This is a genomic window from Lunatibacter salilacus, assembly GCF_009797935.1.
Taxonomy (GTDB): Bacteria; Bacteroidota; Bacteroidia; order Cytophagales; family Cyclobacteriaceae; genus Lunatibacter; species Lunatibacter salilacus.
In genome coordinates, this window is sequence record NZ_VOLC01000010.1 from 1 (window position 1) to 19,085 (window position 19,085).

Genomic DNA, 19,085 nt, shown 5'->3' on the forward strand with positions numbered 1-19,085 from the left:
ATTGGAGAACTTATGTTTACGTTGGCAGTAAAAACCCATCCGTGCATCTGTGGCACATTAAACTATTTAGATATGTAGGCACGGATGCACAGATAAAAGTTTGGAGAACAGAATTCTTGGTATAAAACAATATTTGTATTTCAAAAAAAACAATCTGAGGCAACTACAACCAAAAAAAGTTAGCATATGGACAATTTCCCTTTGAAAGAAGAAACTTACAAAATTTTAGGCGTGTGTATGGAAGTTCACAACAATTTGGGCGCGGGATTTCTTGAAACCGTGTATAAAGATGCACTGGAATTAGAGTTTAAAAGCGCCGGAATATTCTATGAAAGAGAAAAAGAATATTCCGTCAATTATAAAGGAGTGATTTTACTACATAAATTTTATGCCGACTTTGTGGTTTCGAATAATGTTATATTAGAAATCAAAGGACGAAAAGGGATTGCGGATGAACACATTGCACAAGCAATAAATTACCTCAAAGTATCTCAATGTAAGATAGCGATGATCGTAAATTTCGGGGAACTAAAATTGAATTATAAAAGACTAATATTATAAAAGTCACAGATGAATGAAAAGAACGCCACAGATGCACTGATGAAGGGATGAATACTTAGGAGTTAACAGCATGTAAAAAACATCTGTAAATCCCTAATAGAGGATTTAGTTAAATTGCGATTTCGTTTTTTCAGTTTTGCCCTAACATCCCCCAATTTTCGAGTTGAAATTTTCCAATCTCAGCTATACGATAGGAGAGTTTACCCGTTTTGATCGCTTCTTGGGAATTGGAGATAGCCTTGCCAATAGCCTTTTCGGAGCGGTCGATGGCTAATATAAATCCATTGCCAATTTTTCCCGCAACGGCCCTTGCCGCTGCGCCTGGGCCACAGCCAACTTCCAAAACCCGAATTCCCGGATATAAGGGCAAGGCATGAACTAAGGTTGAGATACGCTCCGAGAGTTTTTCCGGCATATTATTAGATTAACCAAACAGGTAGCGGCTATAACCCTCAACTGGCTTCTACTATTTCCTTCAATTTTTCCAATGCTTTGGGATACGTGGTGTCGAAGTATTCCAAATGATCCTCCGTAACATCCACGTCTACGGTTACATCTGTTTTTTCCCCATTCCTCTCAAAGGTGTAATTCTCAAATCCACCTGCCCATTCGTCGACCTGTGGCCCCTCTACTATTTCTTGCTCACCGTCTAAAATGCCGTAATGCTGCAAGGATACAAACTGACTGGGAGTATTCTCTACAACTCTGGCTACCATACCGCCTTTCTTTCCATTTTCATCAAAACCTATAAAGTACAACTTCCCGCCTTTCTCCCAACTCCCTTCAAAGGTTGATGTGGGACTGAAAATGGATGTCCATTGGTCATAGGTGCTTTTTTCGGAAAGTCCCAGCATCACATCGTAGGTCTTTTCGGCTGGCGCATTGATTTCGACTTTATATTGTTTTCGTTTCATATTGTTTTGTAGGTAAGTAATACAGATCCGCTATTTTTGAATACGTTTGAATCAATCAATTCCAAGTCCAGTCTTTGAGAAATGTTTTCAAACAAAGGTGTCCCCTTGCCTATAGCTGTTGGATCAATCAAGAGTTGATATTCGTCAATCATTCTTTCTTCGGTCAGTTGAGTTATGACTGATCCACTCCCCAGAATCGTAATGTTCTTCCCAGATGATTGTTTGTGTTGAATGATTTGATGAACTGCATCTCTGGAAATAATTTTTGAGTTGTTCCAATCCGCTGTTTTCAACGAATTGGAAATCACACATTTTTCTGCCGAATTCATCCCTTCCGCCACCTTAGGAAATTGGTCATAAGCCATTCTTGTAGGCCAAAAGCTATACATCATCTCATAGGTTCTTCTACCGAAAAGAAAAATATTGCCGGCCTCCAGTTGCCGCTCAGAGTATGCATTGCCCTCTTCCCCGTGATTATGCCAACTGATATCGTTATTTAGCCCTTTATAAAAACCGTTAAGCGTTAGGAAAAGAAATGTGGTCATCTTTCTCATTCGAGTTTCCATTCAACTATTTCGGTATTAAAGCCATCTCTGTCCATATGTTTGTTGTGTTACGATTCTTTTTCAAATTTATCATTTAACTGGAACTTATAAAGGGTGTAAAACCGACAATATTAAGGGTTGATCAGGACAATTATTTTTGATGTGTTCCAAGATTTTTCAGATAGATATCAGCAGAAACAAGCAATCGGAATTCATTATTTTTTCCAACCAAAAAACGCATCAGGATGAGACCGTTAAGGAAGCCCAAGACTATATTGAAAAATACTGGAAAGATGCTGTATCAGAATGAGGCAGGTTTGCGGAACAAGGGTTATCATATTTCTTGTCCAAACGTCAGCAAATTATTGTCCGGATCCAGTAACGAAAATTCTTTTTGTCCCCAGGGTTTTGTTTGAAGATGGCCATTGGGATGAATAGGGATTCGTTTGTCAAGGAGTGATTGATAGAGTTCCTCAATATCGTCCGTTCGAATGTAGACCTGCCCATAGTTTTCCGACGGGTCCAACTGGCTGAACTCAAAAAAATGAAGCTGTATGTGGTCTTTTTGCACCATCAAATATCCCTTATAATCAGTGTTGCCAAATTCTGAGAACCCAAGAATACTGTAATAGGCTCGGGTCTTATTCTTGTCCCGCATGGGCAATTTGGGGTGAATGGCTGTAAGCATCCTATCTAGTTTGTACTGCTAATTTACCGAAAATTATTCCTAATTTTAACTATATAAGCTACAGTAATTGGCCATACCCCATTGCTGTTCAATATTGTAGTTTTTTGCAACCCCAGAACTTAAATTATTGATGAAATCGAGCATGACGCAGGCGACGCACGGAGGGATGATTGTAATTGCGAGATTCCATGTGACCTTTAAAAAACAATTATAAACACATGAAAAAGAGTGATGTAAAGGAAATTTACTTTCAGAATACTGAGGAATGGAGGGAATGGCTGGGGAAAAATCATGAAACTGAATCGGGTATTTATTTATTACTATATACCGTTGGCCATGAAATGCCATCCATGCGATGGGAGGAAGCCGTTAAGGTTGCCTTATGCTTTGGTTGGATTGATTCTACATCCTATAGCCTTGGCCAGGGAAAGCGTAAGCAATATTTCACAAAGCGTAAACCCAAAAGTGCTTGGAGTGCCATCAACAAGGCCTATATTGAAGTACTGGTAGCAGATGGGATGATGCATGAAAGCGGCTTAAGGTCCATTGAAATAGCCATAGAGAACGGAAGCTGGAACAGCTTCGATGATGTAGAAAAAGGAGTAATCCCGGGGGATTTAGAGACGGCTTTTGAAATGCATCCTGATGCGTTTAATAATTTCCAGAATTTTTCACGCTCCTACCGGAAAAGTTATCTTCACTGGCTATGCCAGGCAAAAAGAGAAGAAACCAGAAAAAAGCGGATCGGCGAAATCATAGACTATTGCAAAAGGAATATCAAGATCAGAGGATAAGCGTCTAAACCTTTGAGGTCTTTTCCGACCTCGAAGGTTTTTATTACGCAAGACTTCTAAAAGACCTTCGAGGTTTGGAAAAAAACCTCAAAGGTCTGAACTAAGCCTTTGAGATCTCTAGGAACTCGAAGGTTTTATTGATTCAGAGAAGACCTTCGAGCTTTAAAAAACTTCAAAGGTCTAAGAAAACTTGGCGCACAAGCCACCAGGACTACTTTACCGGCTCTCTTAAAATAGTCTTTAGCTTTTCCGGTGCTGTTTTTCTAAAATCAGACAAATAGATTTCATGGTGTCGTCCGTTTCTTTCCAGATTGTGTTTTTCTGAGAATGCCATAATCTGCTTTAGTGATTCCGGTTCATTAGCAAAAGGCCCTATGTGCATCATTTGGATGGATGTCCCTTCTGACATAGTATAGAACGAGACCTCCTTAATCAGCTGGATTCCTTTTTTAGCATAGGCTACATCCTTTGCAGTTTCTGTATCTTCCTTTGTCACAAATTCAGGTAACCTAACTAAAAGTCTAAATTCCCATTCACTTCTTGGCACTTCAACAGGGGCGGTGTCGATGGTCATATTGGGGTATTTTATTTCATCAAACCACCAAAGCCCCTCGAGTTTGGAAACCACAAAATCTTGACCTTTGGTCTTCATGCTAAACTTGAGCGTGTAAGCCGTTGTGTACAGCGCTTCTATCCTGTCGGAAAAGGCCTGCCCACCAGGCTCGCCCTTACCGCAGATGGAAACATATTGTGCAGGTTCAATTTGCACCAATTCAGGGAATGCTTTTGCGGTGAAGTAGCTTTTGTACTTTTTGGTAAGATCAAGTTTTTCCATCGATTTTGGGTTTGGAAGAGGAAGTTCAAAGTCAAATCGGTTTATTCAATGTGCCGGTGCAGGGTTGCCATTACAAGATCCACCACTATCATTTTATTCGATCCACCATTGGTTGAATAGTTGCGTATCATCGTCAAGCATTACCTTCTCGCCTATAATTGGCGTGACCACAGGAACGTTTTGTTCTTGGGAAAATTTATACACTTCACTCAAAGGCTCATTCCAAGGGTGCATCGCCAAAGAAAACTTGGAGGAATGAACAGGCATAAGACGTTTGGCCCGTAGATCAATGGCTGCCTGTACGACTTCCTCGGGCTTGAAATGTATTTCTTTCCAGGCAACGTTGTATTGTCCATTATCCAAAATAGCCAGATCAAAGGGTCCGTGGATGTTCCCGATTTCAGCCAAATGGGATTCGTAGCCGCTGTCCCCTCCCACATAAATTTTTCGGTTTGGAGTTTCTACGACATAAGAAAGCCAGAGGGTATTGTTTCTGGAGAGGGCTCTGCCGGAAAAATGCCTGGCCGTAGTCGTATGTATTTTCAAGTCACCGAAGTCCAAGGTTTCGTTCCAGTCATTTTCAATTATTACATTGGGCGCATAGCCCCAGTATTCAAAATGTGAGCCTACTCCCAGCCCACAGACCACGGTTTTTACTTTATCTCGAAGCCCAACAATGGTAGTATAATCCAAGTGGTCGTAGTGGTCATGACTGATCAGCAAATAGTCAATTTCCGGAAAATCCTCGACGATATATCTGTCGGTTCCTTTGTAGGCCTTTAAACTACCAGGCACGGGAGATGCATTCCCACTCAGCACCGGATCAACCAAAAAAGTTTTACCCTCCAGCTGCATAAAATAAGATGAATGCCCAAACCAAACCAGAACGTTTTCCTCAGGATCCAATTGCAGCAAGTCAGTTTTAGTGGTGGGAATTAGTTTCTGCGGTTCCCGGTTGGGATGACTTTTGAAATATTGGTTGTATATAATGCCTGCGTAAGAATACCCTTCAGATAATCCTGGCGTGTTACTCAAATTTTCAAATCTTCCGCTTTTGAAATGGGGGGATAACTTTATCCTTTCCAAGCGTTCCCCACTCGGAGCTTTACCGAAAATCGGTTGTTGTAAATACAAAAATCCAGCGATAACCACCAGTAGGTTAATGCCAAAGAAAATGATCATGGTGCGTTTTAGTATAGTTAGGAATCTTTTCATTTGTAGCAAATGTACGAAACGTCAAATCACTCAGTCATGTTGTGAGATTCATTTTTGTTTGTCGAGTGGATTAGTTTTTTTTATATTTTGTAGCATGATAGCAAGGAGTTACGTCTTAGGATTGGAAGAAAATATTATGTTGGCCTAAAATTCCAAAACAATGAAAAATAGATACTTGATATTCCTTCTATTTTTGATGTCCGGTTGTATTACCGATGGGAACGATGGGTCCCCTGAAGATTTTAAAATTGTAAACCAAGGCGAGGTAGTTCTCGATTTGTCCGACATCGATTATTACGATTTTTCTACCCATATCGTTTACCTCAATGAAAACAACCGACTCGCTGGAGATTACGACAAACTTCAAGGCGCAAACATTTTAGTAAATGGGTTTGAGATCTACCCACTAAAAATTCATGAACTTTACCTATCGACTATTCCAACCGGTCCGCATATTAAACGATTAATCGATAGTTTTGGGGATTTTGCATTTCGAATCAGCTTTGGTGATTTCCAAAGTGGATCAGGCAGCAGTATTCAAGACCCGAGAAGTGATCCCAGAATAGTCTCAGTGTTAAAGCAACATAATAAATACAGGGTTGGACTTTCCATAGTAACTGAATCCATCTCACGTCAGGGAAACGAGATAAAATTCAGATTTAAACTAAGAAATCATGACAACCAGAACTATTACTTTTTAGATCCAAATAAAATGGGAGAAGGCCTATTTCATTATTTCACCAACGGACTTGGATTTTTTGACCCAAACTTGGGATATCAGCAAAACAAAATCCCCCATGAACAACCTGAATCTCAACTGCATTGGACGTTGGATTGGATGTCAGTCATCAAAGGAAAGGAAACCAAATCATTTGAATTTACCTACCCTTTTGAAAATGTACCTACCGGTAGAGACTTGAAATTTTTATTTTCCTTTCCCAGTCCGGAACTCAGTATTTCAGATAAATCAGAATTGGATCAGCAAAATGGTAGAATTTGGTTAGGTAATGTGAGTATTGATTTGACCAAAAGGTTTTGATTGGGGAAGTTATTCAATGATAGAAAAGACCGAAATTGACACCAAACATTGGGGCGCTAACCCTGACTTCTTAGTAGAAATAAAGTCTCGAAACAGAGGGGCGTTAGCCCTGAAATCTTTCTACTGCGGAAACCGAACCATGAACCAAAAAAGCATCGGTCCTTAACCGCTGTAGATCGAAATTAGTATAACGAATCCTAGGGGCGTAGCCCTGATATCTTAGTAGAAAGAAAATAATTCCAATACCCGCTTGTAGACCGATTCCATATATCTGCATTGTACTGAGGTCTACCCATCTTTTCTAAGGGCTTAGTGCCTTCTTATATCTGCCAATCCATTTGTCCCTATCAACTTTTAGATGGGCATACACAACCAAAGAGAGGAAAATAGAAAATAAAACGAAAGTCAACTTATAATAACTGTTGAGCTTCCAGTTTCCAAGGTGATTTACACTGGGTATTACAGTGTTATAGAAAACCTTTTGATTTTCATTCATCCCAACTTTTTCAGCGAACGCTTCTCTATTTGCAACGATAACTCCAAAAGACCGTGAACATTCTCATATTTTCCGACCATATTAGGTTAAAGTTTGGGATGTTTTCTCCGTTTAGTAAACATCTTTCCCAAATTTCTAAACTTACTGAAAGGAGAAATGCTGTAATAGGTGACCACCAAAAATATAATCCCAGCCAAAATCAACAAATGTCCACCATATCCAGACACCATCTTTGTCCTAGAATTTACACCAATACCAACCATTCCCTTTAAAATCATGGCTCCCCCTATCAGTATAAACATAATGGACATAATCAATGGGAACACAAAAGTTTCGTTTTTATTAGACATTTGCCGTCCATTACATTTTCAATATTACCTAATTCTACCCGAAAGGTTCAAATCCTTCTTTCTCAATCAACCAAACCGGGATTTATTAAGCGGAATATGGTGGGACCACCATATTAACCCCATTAATTTATTACATGGGTATCTTTCGAATAATGTTTGTTTCTGATGCAAATAATATCATTTTTTATAATACTTTTGGTTAAAATTAATACCGCTATTAACTCTGCTACCTTAAATATCATCTATCAAGTTCCAATACCCGTTTATAGACCTGTTCTGTTCTACTTAAGCTGTCACCCTCTACAGGTTCATATTCTAGCAAAAATTCATACGCCGTCCAACGTTCATCAAAATTAGTAATGGTAAGATCAATATTATACTTGTCAATTTGTTCTAAGTTAAAATCCAAAGTATCCTTAAGAAATATTTCCAAATCACCTTTAAATGGAAAAGGAAACGTTATTCTTACATTATAAATACTGTCATTATTAATCATTTCATTTTTAAAAATAGGAATTGCGGAACTAATATTTTTTTGACCTTTCTCATAGTAAGCTACGAAAACAGCTTTTCCATTTTCAAACAGAAAATGAGACTTAATATTGGTATTGTTGTCATATTCATACATATCTCCGTTTTTCTCACCACCAACATAGGTATAATAGACTTGCAATTCTCCAATATCATTGTAAATCCAATAACCACCGGCTACTGTATCATTTTCCCAGAAATACTTATTCCTTAACATCCCATTAGGATGATACTCCAAACTTAACCCATTTTTCATTCCGAATCTATCTTTCGTTGTTATGGTCTCAATAACACCGCTTTCATAACATTTAATATCTACATACATAGAATCATTTAGTGAAACCTGAAATACATCTCCCGTTGTATATTTATACTTATAGGGATCTGCTTTATTGCATGATGAAAATAAAGTCATAAATAAAATTACGGAAATTAAGCAAAATTTATTGCCTATTTTTAGACCATTTAACATTTGGATCATCTCTAAGTCTAATTGTTTCATTTATGTTTTTTGTACGTAAACTAAATGTATCTTTACCGATTATAACATCAACAGAAACCGTACCATCTGAATGATTGTTCCCGCTCCCACTTATATATGTTGAGTCTAAATTTCCTTCCATCAAATCCTTTCCAAAACCCATAATTATAGTTCCCATCTCAACTCCTTGTAAAAAGCCTTCGGCGCTATTTTTCGCAGGTCCAGTTCGGAGGTTAGGTAAAATAAAATCATCCACATTAATCACGGCATCAACTCTACCTTCCCGAACCTTCGAATCATCTCCACTAAAAACATCAGACACATGCACATTGCCTGACCCTCCACTTGAAAATTTCTCATCCAATTCTTTAAAAAATCCGGAAACATTTTTCCCCACCTCATCTACTTTTCTATTAAAATCTTTGTAAGCTTTCTCTATGTTAGAAATAATATATGAATATTGACTTTCTAATTGGGTTTTTATAAAATCCAATTCAGGACAAGATTCGCATGGTGCCATCCCATCTGGGTCTATAAACCTCAGTGGATTATTAAAGGCATAATTATACGGAGAATGCCTTCTCATCTGGTCCGCCAACGGATCCACCACCCACCACCTGCCTACAGCGGGATCGTACATCCTTGCGCCGTAGTCGTACCAGGCCAACTGCTTGTCCGCAATATGTTCTTTGCCGTTATACAAGTACCTGTTTTCTTTAAAGCCCTTATACTGATAGCCCAAACCGCTTAACTGCACTCCCCAAGGATCATAGTGGCTTTCCTGAACGATAAGTGGTGTCTTACTTTGTACCTCAAAATCGTCAAACCAGACATCTTCGGCCGTCTCATTTACCAAAAAAGCCTCCATCTTTCCATCCTTGCTAATATAAATATTTTCGGTCAAATATTCATGCTTTCCCGCCGCTTTGGTGCTTAAGGCTTTTTTGCCTTGGGCATACAGCTTTCCGGACTTGTCATAAAGCGCATACATCATATAGGCTTCGGGAGAGGGTTTGGCCTGCACTTCTTTGATCAGCAAATCAATTACGCTTAAAATTGTGACCGCATTGGGAACGGCAGAAAGTTTTGTTGTATTGGACAGTTCTCCCAGTTGAGTCACAAGTTTGGCTTTGGCTCCTGAGGAAACAAACACCAACGGAGAAACTTTTAAGTTGCCCTTATCTCTATATTTGCCATACACGGAAAGGCTCAATTCCTGCCCCTCTTGAACTTCCCGCTCCCAGGCTGGACCTAGTATTCGGCCTCTTGACGCATTTAGCCAAGCTATGTTGTTTCCGCCGGGAGTTACGTTGTGCTCCGCCCCACTTTGGCGGCTTTCCCTAACCCGCTCAAACTCTTTTTCCTCCACCGTGGAACGGTTTAGTTCCATTGTGGCAAGGAGTGTTTCAGTAACTTGCGGCCTTATCACCTGACGGACATTGCCCAAGTGGTCTTTGATATAGTATTCGTAATGGTATGTGTTATTTTCCAGCACTGCCCTGCCTTCATCATGGACTATATAATCAAGCTTCCCATCTTCAAAAACAAATTCCCCGATGTAATCGATGATTTTGGATGGACCTGATGTCGGCTTAAATTCCTGACGGAGCTTGGTTCCGTCGGCTGCATAGGTAAAAATCAACCTCTCCCCAGACTCAAAAGTAATTTCTGTTGGCAGATTCAGGAAGTTATAGGTGATTTCCCGAATTTGTTTATCACCGTTTGATTTCAAATTACCGTTTCCGTCATAGCTATAAGACGCTACACTTCCTCCCGGTTTGAAATCATGGGCTAGGTAATTCTTATTCGTGTGCGTGTCGGTAACTTTGCTTATCCTATTGCTGTGTGGAAGATAATTAAAACTGAGGTTATCCACAGTGGTGAAAAGCGTTTCGGTCTGCTGATTGTTCCGAACTAACCGAAGTAGATTTCCATTCGGATCATAGGTTAGCCCACTTAGGGAGTATCTTCCTTTTTGGGCCGGGGTGCCGGGAACAGCATAGGAGGCCTGGGTAATCCGATCCGCCAAGTCATAGCGGTAATCATAACTACGGGAAACCAAATCCCTCCCTTTCCAGTCGACCCGGGAAATATTGCCATTCCAGTTATTTACATCCGCACCTGATTCATAATACAGTTGCATCCCAAAAAGCCGATTACTTCCCTTCGCCTCATTGATTTGGGTAAGCCATCCACGAATATTGTATCTAAAATCAAGGTTGGCCAGCGAATTATGAACTCTTTTTTGGATCAATTCACCTGTTTGGCTATATTGAAAATTCACCAGTTGGATAGTCTGTCCCCATCCAATCCTGTGAGTAGTTTGCCGGATAGCACCGTTGGGAAAGTAATCTATTCCTTTTGTCACGTTGAGGTTGGTTGGTCCCAGCAACTGTGGGGTAACTGATATTGGCTTCTTCTCAAAATTATAAGCGGTGGATTGCCTAATCAGTCCTCCCATATGGTTTTCTGAAATTTGTTGGATCAGTAAGCCATCTTTATCATAAAAAAAAGTGGCTTCTAGAAATTTCCCTGTTTGAAGATTTCTTTTCAGCCCACCCGTCTGCAACCCCTGAACAGAGTTTGAACTAATCGCATGTATTATGGATAGTCTAGTATAATTTCCCAACGAGTTAAAATCATAATGGTCATAAAAATTCAGCAGTAACATTTCTCCTATCTGCATGGGGAAGCCAGAATTGATCCCCGGAATAGTCCTATTGGCTGAAGCATTAGTCAGCGTACCGTTGCTGATTAACCCTTTGAAATAATCTACTTCAAAATCTACAGGAGTCATAGTACCTAGGCGTTGCTGAATCTGGCTCCTATCCCGTCCATCCACTACTATTCCCTGCACAATTTCCCTATTATATACGTCGTAGAGCCGGTAGTGCCATTGATTTTTGGAGCGGAGATTGGCATCTTGGGTTCCAACAAGCCTATCTTTTTCGTCATAGAGCATATATTCCCAACCCTTACCTGGTATCTTCTTCTCGATTATCCGCTTCCGATTGTCATACCGGTACCTATAATACTGTTCATCAGCAAGCTGGATTTGTGTGGAGGCAGCCCAATTATTTGTTAGAAATGCCACCGCTTTGGGAGGAATAACTACCCGCAAGTCAACGAAAGCATCATACACATAATAGGTGCTCAACCACCCAGCATGGTGGCTTGATGGCGAATTCGAAATCTGAACTTTCCGCAAGACCACATTTCCAAGATGGTCGGTATATTCCACTGTTTTGGTTTTATTCTCGTTGACTGTCTCCTTTACCCATAGGTCGCCCTCCTTGTACGTATCTGATGTGGATGGCAAGCCGTCTGCGTTTACTTCCCACTTCCGTACTGACTCATCGGGGCGGTTTGGTCGTTCTATCAAGATGACTTCCCGGCCACTTCCGATACGCCATTGATTTCCCGGAGAGCCCTTTTTGTCTGCTTTTCCCAGCGAGGAAAACTCATATTGTGTTTCCGAGTAGCCATGTCCATCCCCGGAATATTGAGAACTGAAGTAGGCAGCGTGTTCACTTGGAGCAGTTGACCTAAAATTTCCGCTTTGCGCACCGTTATTTCTGGCATACGGGAGGTAATCCCGTGTTTGTCTCCCAGCCGCGTCATATTGAATAGGCTGAATAAGATCCCAACCAGCAGCCGAACTCTGTTGGTGGATAGTCTGCTTTGGGCGGCCCAGCCCGTCATAATAGGTGACCGACTTAGTAGATTGAGTGCTTGACCCTGTTACTAGGTCTTGGATATTTTTCAAAGGCTCCTTGGCATGATACCGGTAGACATAATTTTCCTTTTGTTGGGCTATTGCCTGGGGAACGTCCAATTTCCCGCTCAATAGCAAACTGACAATAATTAGAAATTTTTTCATGGGTAAAAAAGTTATAATCCGTTTTGATAGTGATAAGCAGCGTGTTCCAAAACATTTCTATCCGCATCACGGACAGCACCGACTCTTCCCCAGGCGTCATATTCAAAGTAGGTGGTTTGGTTTCTCTGATCGGTCATTGACGTAATCCCTACCAACGGCTCATGGGTAAACGTGACCATTTGGGCATCCTTCGGATGGAGCCTGAGTTCATCAATCCATATGTCAGGACCAATTATCTGAACCGAATTCCCCGTAATCTCCCTTTCTATAAGTCTCCACTGGGTGGAGAGAATTTCGCTTTTTCCCATAAAAGTCCAAAGCATCGAGCCGGCTCCCCGTCTTGCCCAAAAGGAAATCTTAAAGGGTCTGCTGCTGTTGGCGGGTACATTTGTACTAGTTATGCTTCCACGGCTAAGGTTGTAATAAGACGTGCCCGTCTTCGCCAACTGGGAAGATATAGGGGTTCCTGAAAAAATCCACCCTCCTTTATCTCCAGCTTCGAAGGATGTATAGGCCACCTCTGTGGACTTCGCATTTGTCACTGCGGCTGTCACATGCCGCTGTCCGTATCCCCACAGAAACGTTTCCAATGGTCCATTTCGGGGTTTCTGCTCAATGATGTTGTGGTTTGAATCGTGCATTAGGATATCCAATTCCTTTTGTGATGCCCCTCCATTTAAGAGCCGCTCAACAGCCACCACTACGGGCAGTTGGTTCCTAACTAGAAACTGCATACGGTCCTCCTCCACCCTTACTCCATTTATTGTTTTTCTGACCGTCAGGGGGTCGGCAATCCGGTAGTTTTGCAGAAGTAGATTTATCGCAGTGGATGCTGCACGGGTTGGATACAGTCCCGAAGCGTTAAAAGGGTAAAAGTACTCGGTTGTTTCGGAATTTCCGTTGACGCTTGTTTGCTCAAGAATTGGCAAAAAATACGAAGGGTGATACTCTTTTTTCTGAACCTCTTGGATGGATTTGCCGCTTTCAGGCTCATAGTTTATTTCCGTAACTTCCCGAAGCGGATTCCAGGTTGATGAATTTGTATATTTGAATAGAAAAATCTTTTTACAACCTGAAGTTTGGTATTCAGTGCATGCATAAAAAAAATTTGAATGGGTGGTGTTTACTATGCGGTCATAATGGTACCAGATTTCTTTCGATTTTTTTAATCCTACCAGCGTATGAGCAAAGTAAATTTCATTCTTCGGCAAACCTCTGCTGGTTTCCTCGGATTCAACTACCCCAAAAGGAAATTCATATCTTACACTGTCGGGAAATTCCAATGCCGAATAAAACGAATAGTCTGTCCGGATTTGGCGGTTGTCAACTTCTTTGATTTCTTTTACATTGGCATATCCGAAGTATCCCCCACTACTGCCCAGTGGTATTTGTGAAACCGACCTTAGTTCAAATTTTAAGCAGGGGAAAACATGCCGATTTCCACGCAAATCGATTAAATCTGTCTCCTTGATGATCAAATAATCATATTTTGGAAAGGAAGCCAATACACCGGAAGTTTGGGTATTGTCAGGCATTTCATACAAAAACTTTACCCTCTCTTTTTGTGTAATAAAATCCTTTACGATTTCTTTTACTCTCAGGCCACCTACATTTATAACTATTTGTCTTGTTTCATCCACCATTGGGGGATTCATGTGTCCCACTACTGCAGCACTTACACCTTGAATCTGGTTAGTCTGACCATCTATGCTAAACAGATACGTTTCTCCAGCCTTAAGCCCTATCCGCCCCTGACTTTGTCCTGCGCTGAAAAGAGTGGAGGTTAAACTTACGTAGTGTTTGACTCTAGCTGAATAAAGGGAAACGTCAAGTGTGCCCACACAGTCTCTGGATCCGCCATCACAGTTGACGGGGGTGGGAAGGTTTACTGTATAAGTAAACCACTTGATGGAATCAACCAGACTCAATTGAGGCTCCACCTGCAGGGTTGCCCGCCGATTATTCTGGTTCACCGTTACCGAATATTTTGGCAGATTCGTATCGATTGCCAACGGCGCAAAAAAATCATTGTAGTCCTTGAGGGTCACCTGGCTGGTGTTGCTTTCCATTTCATAGGTGATGCTCCCCCCGGTTGGGAATGTTATTTTTTTAAGACAACCATACTTGGCATATGTTGGGCTTACCAGTCTATTAGCATTGGCCTGCCTAAAGCGCATGTATTGGGGAAGCAAACTTTGATTAAATACCCCGTTATAATATCCCCAATGGTCCTGTGCCTGCGAAAATAGGTGAGGAAGGTTATTGCCTTCGTACTCGAATGAATGGACCAGATGAGGGATAGAGGTGGTTTCCAGAACTCTCGCGAGTCGTAACCTCTTAGTAGGGGTAGCATTTTGGATTTGCGGAGGAAGACTCATGGCAAGATTGCTCAGCGTACTGAAAAAATAGTCATGGACCAAATCAAAGGACTTGATTATCCGATTATTAACGTTGCGGACCGTGATACTTCTCAGTCTACCCGCTGGAGAATCCTCCCGGTCACGCACACTAACAATAGATAATGAACCCTCATCAAAGGTTATTCTAGCCAGTTGCTTCCCCGTTACATTATATTCTGCCCAACTGTTTTCAACCCGGTCTTGACGGCAGGCACCTGTACTGGAACCTCCCGCTACAAAATATGAGGCCGTTTGCATCGACCTTCTAAAATAGTTATGGGTATAGCTCTGATAGGTGAATTTGATTGATTTACCTCTAAACGTAACAATCTCCGAGAGGTGCCAGGCCGAATCAAGTAAACGGTTAAAATTCTGGCTTCGACTGCTAACCCAAGGCTCAGACACCGTACGCTCAACCTCCCGGAAATAGTAAGTATTTCCCTTTGGATCCCTTACCCGCCACTCCACAAAGCGGTTGTTGGATAAAGTAAAACTGATATCCAGGTTACTGGCATTGATAAAGGAAACCTTTCGATCCTTCGTCAATACAAACTTCCCGGAGTAACTACCAAAGGAAAAATAAAAAATATCCTGCTCAAAGTCTATCTCGCTTTTATTAAAGCTATTAAAATACGTCAATGTTTGGAACCATGAAAAACTCTCCGGGTCTCGCTGATGGTTGATATATCCGGAAGTGGCTCCAAAAGCCTCATCCGGGATTCCTTTGACGGTCCTGCTGATGCTGCCCCCGGCATTCAATGCCCAGCCCAATCCGGCCCAACCGGCCATTTCCTCCACTTTGATACCCCCGTGGTGGTAAACCAATTCGATGGGCAACTCAAAATCGTCCTGGGATATGGTATAGATAGGAATGGAAACGTTGGGCAAGCCGCTGTATTTGGATATGGTGACATCGGCAAACTTGGCCAAGGCACTTACCTCGGGAGACGGTGGGATTACTTGACCCCTGAATCTGTTTTCCTGTGCCACTGCAAAAAGATGCGGGAAACTTAAAAATAACATTAGTATGAATACTCTGGCATATGGTATTTTCTTGATCGAAGAAGGCATAGTGGTGCCAAATGAAAATAATCCGGGAGAATTTCTCATGGTTAAGAAAGAAAAAGAATGAAAACGAATTAATCAATAAACCCCTAAGGGTCAAAGGACTGTATTGTCCTTACCACATTGAATCCAGCAGACCTAAAACCCGACTCAAATAAAAAAACCCAACTTATTTCCCTTTTGGCTTAGGATCCAACATTGGCGTATATAGAAGGTATACTCCTTCTCTCTTATGGAAGGGTAAACCACCTAATCCTGCTTAAATAATAACCGAATATCACATGTAGAACTTAGGTTTGCAATTCGGAGTAAACTCAAAGCTCCATGATGTAAATTGAATACAGATAAAGAAACTTTGTTAATTTGAATCAAACAGCTAATACAACGTAATTGAAACCTTTTTTAAGACAAGACTCAACATTTCCGAATTAAAAAAGGACCGGAGACAAAATAGCAATAAACCCGACCAATAAATATTAAAATACGTTTAACTGGCTCTAAAAGCACATTTCGAATATATAAAATAAATAAAACAATGCAAATAATTTTGGTAAAAAATTACGTTTTATTTTAGACACCTCTTTTTAAATAGCTGTTTTTCATTTATTTATGTTTTAAGCATAATCATTTTTAGATAAACATCAAACCTATAGAAAACCTCCAACTCTCACCCCAAACCTAAGTCCCCAGCAACTCTACCAACGCCCGTTTGTAGTTCTGCGTTTTTGCTTTGAAGTAACAGAGGTCCCTGAAAAAGTGGGCCTTATCGTAAAATCCGCCCGTGTACATCAGGTCCTGCCAATTGTCAAAATCTTTATTTGTCAGGTAGGAAAAATAATTAAGCACTTAATTCTAGAAACCCATTTAACCAAACCACCGTTACTTGGCTCCAAAAACAGCTACCCAACTCTCATCTCTGGAATAATATTTCTACTAGTTGGAATAATCGTCCTAACACCTGACTTCGCTTTTTCGATAAGTTTATTCCAAAAATAACTATGGCTACTGTAAAAGCTTATGCGGCACAAAACGCAGGCACCTTTTAGCATTGAAAGGCGGGAACCGGGTCCTCATGACGATTCCATTAAAATCCTATTTTGTGGGGTTTGTCATACAGATATTCATTTTGTCAGGGATGACTTGGGAATGGCTCTTTATACCATGGTACCTGGGCGTGAGTTAGTTTATGAGTTGATGGGTTTATGGGTCTATGGGTCTATGGGTCTATAGGTTTATAGGTTGATGAATTAGTTTATAAGTTGGTAGGTTGATGAATTAGTTGATGGGTTGATGGTTTTTTTCTTGGGTTAGGATATTGTCTAAGAAAAAAGTAGTTGCATCTTAACCGGGAAACTTCTATTATTACATCGGAATGAACGATGTATTCGCATTGACTTTTTAGTAGATGTAAAACCCCTTCTGGGTGTCGTTTGCAACTACACCCAATTATCACAAATCTACTTTAGAAACGAAACTGGATTCCGGCCATTTGTAATGGACTAAACCAAAATGATTCGTGAGGAATTTCTCGGTCTTTGGGTTTACCTTGCTGAAATCCCCTCCAATTTGTAATTGGAAAACGCCCGGTTGCAATAAATCCACCTCAAATGGAAGGTTTAATTTCAGCGTGGTTGCCGTTGGTGTCATGCTCGGATTATATCAAAAGCAGTTTATCGTAGCCATTGCAAATGGCTTTTAGAAGATTTCGTTTCTTGAGGAATTAAGTGATAGATGGGTGTAGTGGATACTACACCCAGACGAGGCTGACTTTTTCTAGTTGATTAGAGTATTTTTTAAGAGGTCAAAATATCTAAGAAATAGGTAGTTGCATCTTAACCAGAAAACTTCTAGTATTGTGTCAGTATTGGAGACGAACGATGAATTCGCATTGACTTTTTAGTAGATGCAAAACTATTTTTGGGGGTTAGGCGAAGTCGTGGCGGAAAAGCAATTAGACAATAGTGGCTGTAAACAGCCTAATCATCACGATGTTTTTGAGAAAATAGGACGCCATGGGCATGCTGTATTTGAGATGGAATACCAGCTGATCGAAACGTTTCATTTTTTTATCAATCAAACCGATCAATCGGATATTAAAATGGGAAAACAATAACTTTTAAAAACAATAAATTAATTATTTCTTATACCTTTTAAAAACAACACACCATGAAAGCATCACTATTTAACTTATCGGCAGGAGCAATTTTGGCTGCATTTCTATTTGCATCATGTTCTGGTGACGACGGGTCGGAATCCGCAGAAGCCTCCTTGACCTGCAAAATCGACGGCGTGGCATTTACCGCGGTTTCTTTTGAAAATACGTTGACAGGGGATGACAGGGGAAAACAGTTTGATATACGAGCTACAGATGCGTCAGGAATACAACTCGTAATCGGATTCAATGACTTTGAGCCTTATGGGACCAACTTTTCATATATAGGCGATACCCTCTACGTGGATATGTTTGAGAATGAGCCTGCAAGCGTGGGAACTATCGGGATGATGATAGATACGGACTTCTCAATTTCAGTACCGACCTTTGATGGAAAGGAATCGGGATACTCGATGGTAAAAAGTTCTGATTTATCCACCAGAAGGATAAGTGGCATCTTCGAATTCGACCTGGTAAATCCCCAAAACAATGAAACGGTTCGCATTACGGATGGCGTATATACCAACCTTACCTACGGCAGCGCAAACCTCTGACTGAAGGCCGTACCATTGAATCGTTAAAGCCCTTCTGGGTGTCGTTTGCAACTACACCCAATTATCACAAATCTACTTTAGAAACGAAACTGGATTCCGGCCATTTGTAATGGACTAAACCAAAATGATTCGTGAGGAATTTCTCGGTCTTTGGGTTTACCTTGCTGAAATCCCCTCCAATTTGTAATTGGAAAACGCCCGGTTGCAATAAATCCACCTCAAATGGAAGGTTTAATTTCAGCGTGGTTGCCGTTGGTGTCATGCTCGGATTATATCAAAAGCAGTTTATCGTAGCCATTGCAAATGGCTTTTAGAAGATTTCGTTTCTTGAGGAATTAAGTGATAGATGGGTGTAGTGGATACTACACCCAGACGAGGGGTGCGGTTTCGACTGTGTTGGCGGCCAAAACGTCGCTACGGGAAATCGCTTTTAATCCACGGGTTGAAACCCGTGGCTACTATATAGGCCATCCCTACGGGATTCTTTTGTTATTCTATATGGAAATTTCTCCAATACTGACCCCGTTGGGGATCATATGTCGTTAAAATGGATATTATATGCGGAAGGCCTACGAAGTAAGTCTGA

20 protein-coding genes are annotated in these 19,085 nt (G+C 40.8%); 7 read left to right on the forward strand and 13 right to left on the reverse strand.

All coding sequences use genetic code 11. The features are described 5' to 3' along the window. Positions 1-186 precede the first annotated feature (186 nt). A complete protein-coding gene (locus FQ608_RS14180; protein WP_158858901.1) occupies positions 187-561 on the forward strand; it encodes a GxxExxY protein in 375 nt (124 codons plus the stop codon). A gap of 130 nt (positions 562-691) precedes the next feature. On the opposite strand, the gene FQ608_RS14185 is transcribed toward FQ608_RS14180, so the two are convergent. From FQ608_RS14185 to FQ608_RS14195, 3 genes are read right to left on the reverse strand one after another with little or no spacing between them, the layout of a single operon-like run. Then, positions 692-976, reverse strand: coding sequence for a methyltransferase domain-containing protein (locus FQ608_RS14185; protein ID WP_158858902.1), 285 nt, complete (start codon positions 974-976; stop codon positions 692-694). A gap of 37 nt (positions 977-1,013) precedes the next feature. Beyond that, the gene (locus FQ608_RS14190) at positions 1,014-1,475 is read right to left on the reverse strand and encodes an SRPBCC family protein (RefSeq protein WP_158858903.1); all 462 of its coding nucleotides are present in this window, start codon (positions 1,473-1,475) and stop codon (positions 1,014-1,016) included. Beyond that, positions 1,472-2,020: a dihydrofolate reductase family protein gene (locus FQ608_RS14195; protein WP_234364211.1), complete on the reverse strand. Its 549-nt coding sequence runs from the start codon at positions 2,018-2,020 to the stop codon at positions 1,472-1,474. Before FQ608_RS14195 ends, FQ608_RS14190 begins: the two co-directional genes overlap by 4 nt. Before the next feature lie 160 nt (positions 2,021-2,180). Here FQ608_RS14195 and FQ608_RS14200 point away from each other — a divergent pair, with 160 nt between their 5' ends. Further along, complete coding sequence (locus tag FQ608_RS14200; RefSeq protein ID WP_158858905.1) at positions 2,181-2,330, forward strand: hypothetical protein; 150 nt, start codon at positions 2,181-2,183, stop codon at positions 2,328-2,330. A 24-nt stretch (positions 2,331-2,354) separates the two neighbouring features. Here the strand turns inward: FQ608_RS14200 and FQ608_RS14205 are convergent, their stop codons facing one another. Further along, complete coding sequence (locus FQ608_RS14205) at positions 2,355-2,708, reverse strand: bleomycin resistance protein (RefSeq protein WP_158858906.1); 354 nt, start codon at positions 2,706-2,708, stop codon at positions 2,355-2,357. Positions 2,709-2,926: 218 nt separating this feature from the next. Between FQ608_RS14205 and FQ608_RS14210 the strand changes: the two genes are divergently transcribed. Beyond that, entirely contained in the window at positions 2,927-3,502 is a 576-nt protein-coding gene (locus FQ608_RS14210; RefSeq protein ID WP_158858907.1) for a YdeI/OmpD-associated family protein, read from the forward strand. Between the two features lie 211 nt (positions 3,503-3,713). Here the strand turns inward: FQ608_RS14210 and FQ608_RS14215 are convergent, their stop codons facing one another. Together FQ608_RS14215 and FQ608_RS14220 are read right to left on the reverse strand one after the other, a co-directional pair. Then, positions 3,714-4,337 carry a GyrI-like domain-containing protein gene (locus FQ608_RS14215; RefSeq protein ID WP_158858908.1) on the reverse strand — a complete coding sequence of 208 codons (624 nt, stop codon included), beginning with the start codon at positions 4,335-4,337 and terminating at the stop codon, positions 3,714-3,716. Positions 4,338-4,430: 93 nt separating this feature from the next. Continuing rightward, positions 4,431-5,552, reverse strand: a complete 1,122-nt coding sequence (locus tag FQ608_RS14220) for an MBL fold metallo-hydrolase (protein ID WP_158858909.1) — start codon at positions 5,550-5,552, stop codon at positions 4,431-4,433. A gap of 160 nt (positions 5,553-5,712) precedes the next feature. Here FQ608_RS14220 and FQ608_RS14225 point away from each other — a divergent pair, with 160 nt between their 5' ends. Further along, positions 5,713-6,591: a hypothetical protein gene (locus FQ608_RS14225; RefSeq protein ID WP_158858910.1), complete on the forward strand. Its 879-nt coding sequence runs from the start codon at positions 5,713-5,715 to the stop codon at positions 6,589-6,591. A gap of 582 nt (positions 6,592-7,173) precedes the next feature. Here the strand turns inward: FQ608_RS14225 and FQ608_RS14230 are convergent. The 5 genes from FQ608_RS14230 to FQ608_RS14250 all read right to left on the reverse strand — a co-directional run bounded on the left by FQ608_RS14230 (position 7,174) and on the right by FQ608_RS14250 (position 16,639). After that, a complete protein-coding gene (locus FQ608_RS14230) occupies positions 7,174-7,437 on the reverse strand; it encodes a hypothetical protein (RefSeq protein ID WP_158858911.1) in 264 nt (87 codons plus the stop codon). A gap of 238 nt (positions 7,438-7,675) precedes the next feature. Then, complete coding sequence (locus tag FQ608_RS14235; RefSeq protein ID WP_158858912.1) at positions 7,676-8,470, reverse strand: toxin-antitoxin system YwqK family antitoxin; 795 nt, start codon at positions 8,468-8,470, stop codon at positions 7,676-7,678. After that, on the reverse strand, positions 8,412-12,329 hold the full coding sequence (locus FQ608_RS14240) for a DUF6443 domain-containing protein (RefSeq protein ID WP_199856383.1): 3,918 nt from the start codon (positions 12,327-12,329) through the stop codon (positions 8,412-8,414). Before FQ608_RS14240 ends, FQ608_RS14235 begins: the two co-directional genes overlap by 59 nt. An 11-nt stretch (positions 12,330-12,340) precedes the next feature. Beyond that, entirely contained in the window at positions 12,341-15,838 is a 3,498-nt protein-coding gene (locus FQ608_RS14245; protein ID WP_158858913.1) for a hypothetical protein, read from the reverse strand. 633 nt (positions 15,839-16,471) lie between these two features. Next, positions 16,472-16,639, reverse strand: a complete 168-nt coding sequence (locus FQ608_RS14250; protein ID WP_158858914.1) for a hypothetical protein — start codon at positions 16,637-16,639, stop codon at positions 16,472-16,474. A gap of 171 nt (positions 16,640-16,810) precedes the next feature. On the opposite strand from FQ608_RS14250, the gene FQ608_RS14255 reads away from it, so the two are divergent. Further along, entirely contained in the window at positions 16,811-17,023 is a 213-nt protein-coding gene (locus FQ608_RS14255) for an alcohol dehydrogenase catalytic domain-containing protein (protein WP_199856384.1), read from the forward strand. A 219-nt stretch (positions 17,024-17,242) separates the two neighbouring features. On the opposite strand, the gene FQ608_RS14260 is transcribed toward FQ608_RS14255, so the two are convergent. After that, positions 17,243-17,440 carry a hypothetical protein gene (locus FQ608_RS14260; protein ID WP_158858915.1) on the reverse strand — a complete coding sequence of 66 codons (198 nt, stop codon included), beginning with the start codon at positions 17,438-17,440 and terminating at the stop codon, positions 17,243-17,245. Positions 17,441-17,696: 256 nt separating this feature from the next. Here FQ608_RS14260 and FQ608_RS14265 point away from each other — a divergent pair, with 256 nt between their 5' ends. Beyond that, a complete protein-coding gene (locus FQ608_RS14265; protein WP_158858916.1) occupies positions 17,697-17,906 on the forward strand; it encodes a hypothetical protein in 210 nt (69 codons plus the stop codon). Positions 17,907-17,959: 53 nt separating this feature from the next. Next, on the forward strand, positions 17,960-18,499 hold the full coding sequence (locus FQ608_RS14270) for a hypothetical protein (RefSeq protein ID WP_158858917.1): 540 nt from the start codon (positions 17,960-17,962) through the stop codon (positions 18,497-18,499). Between the two features lie 64 nt (positions 18,500-18,563). On the opposite strand, the gene FQ608_RS14275 is transcribed toward FQ608_RS14270, so the two are convergent. Continuing rightward, complete coding sequence (locus FQ608_RS14275) at positions 18,564-18,761, reverse strand: hypothetical protein (RefSeq protein ID WP_158858915.1); 198 nt, start codon at positions 18,759-18,761, stop codon at positions 18,564-18,566. Positions 18,762-19,085: the final 324 nt, after the last annotated feature.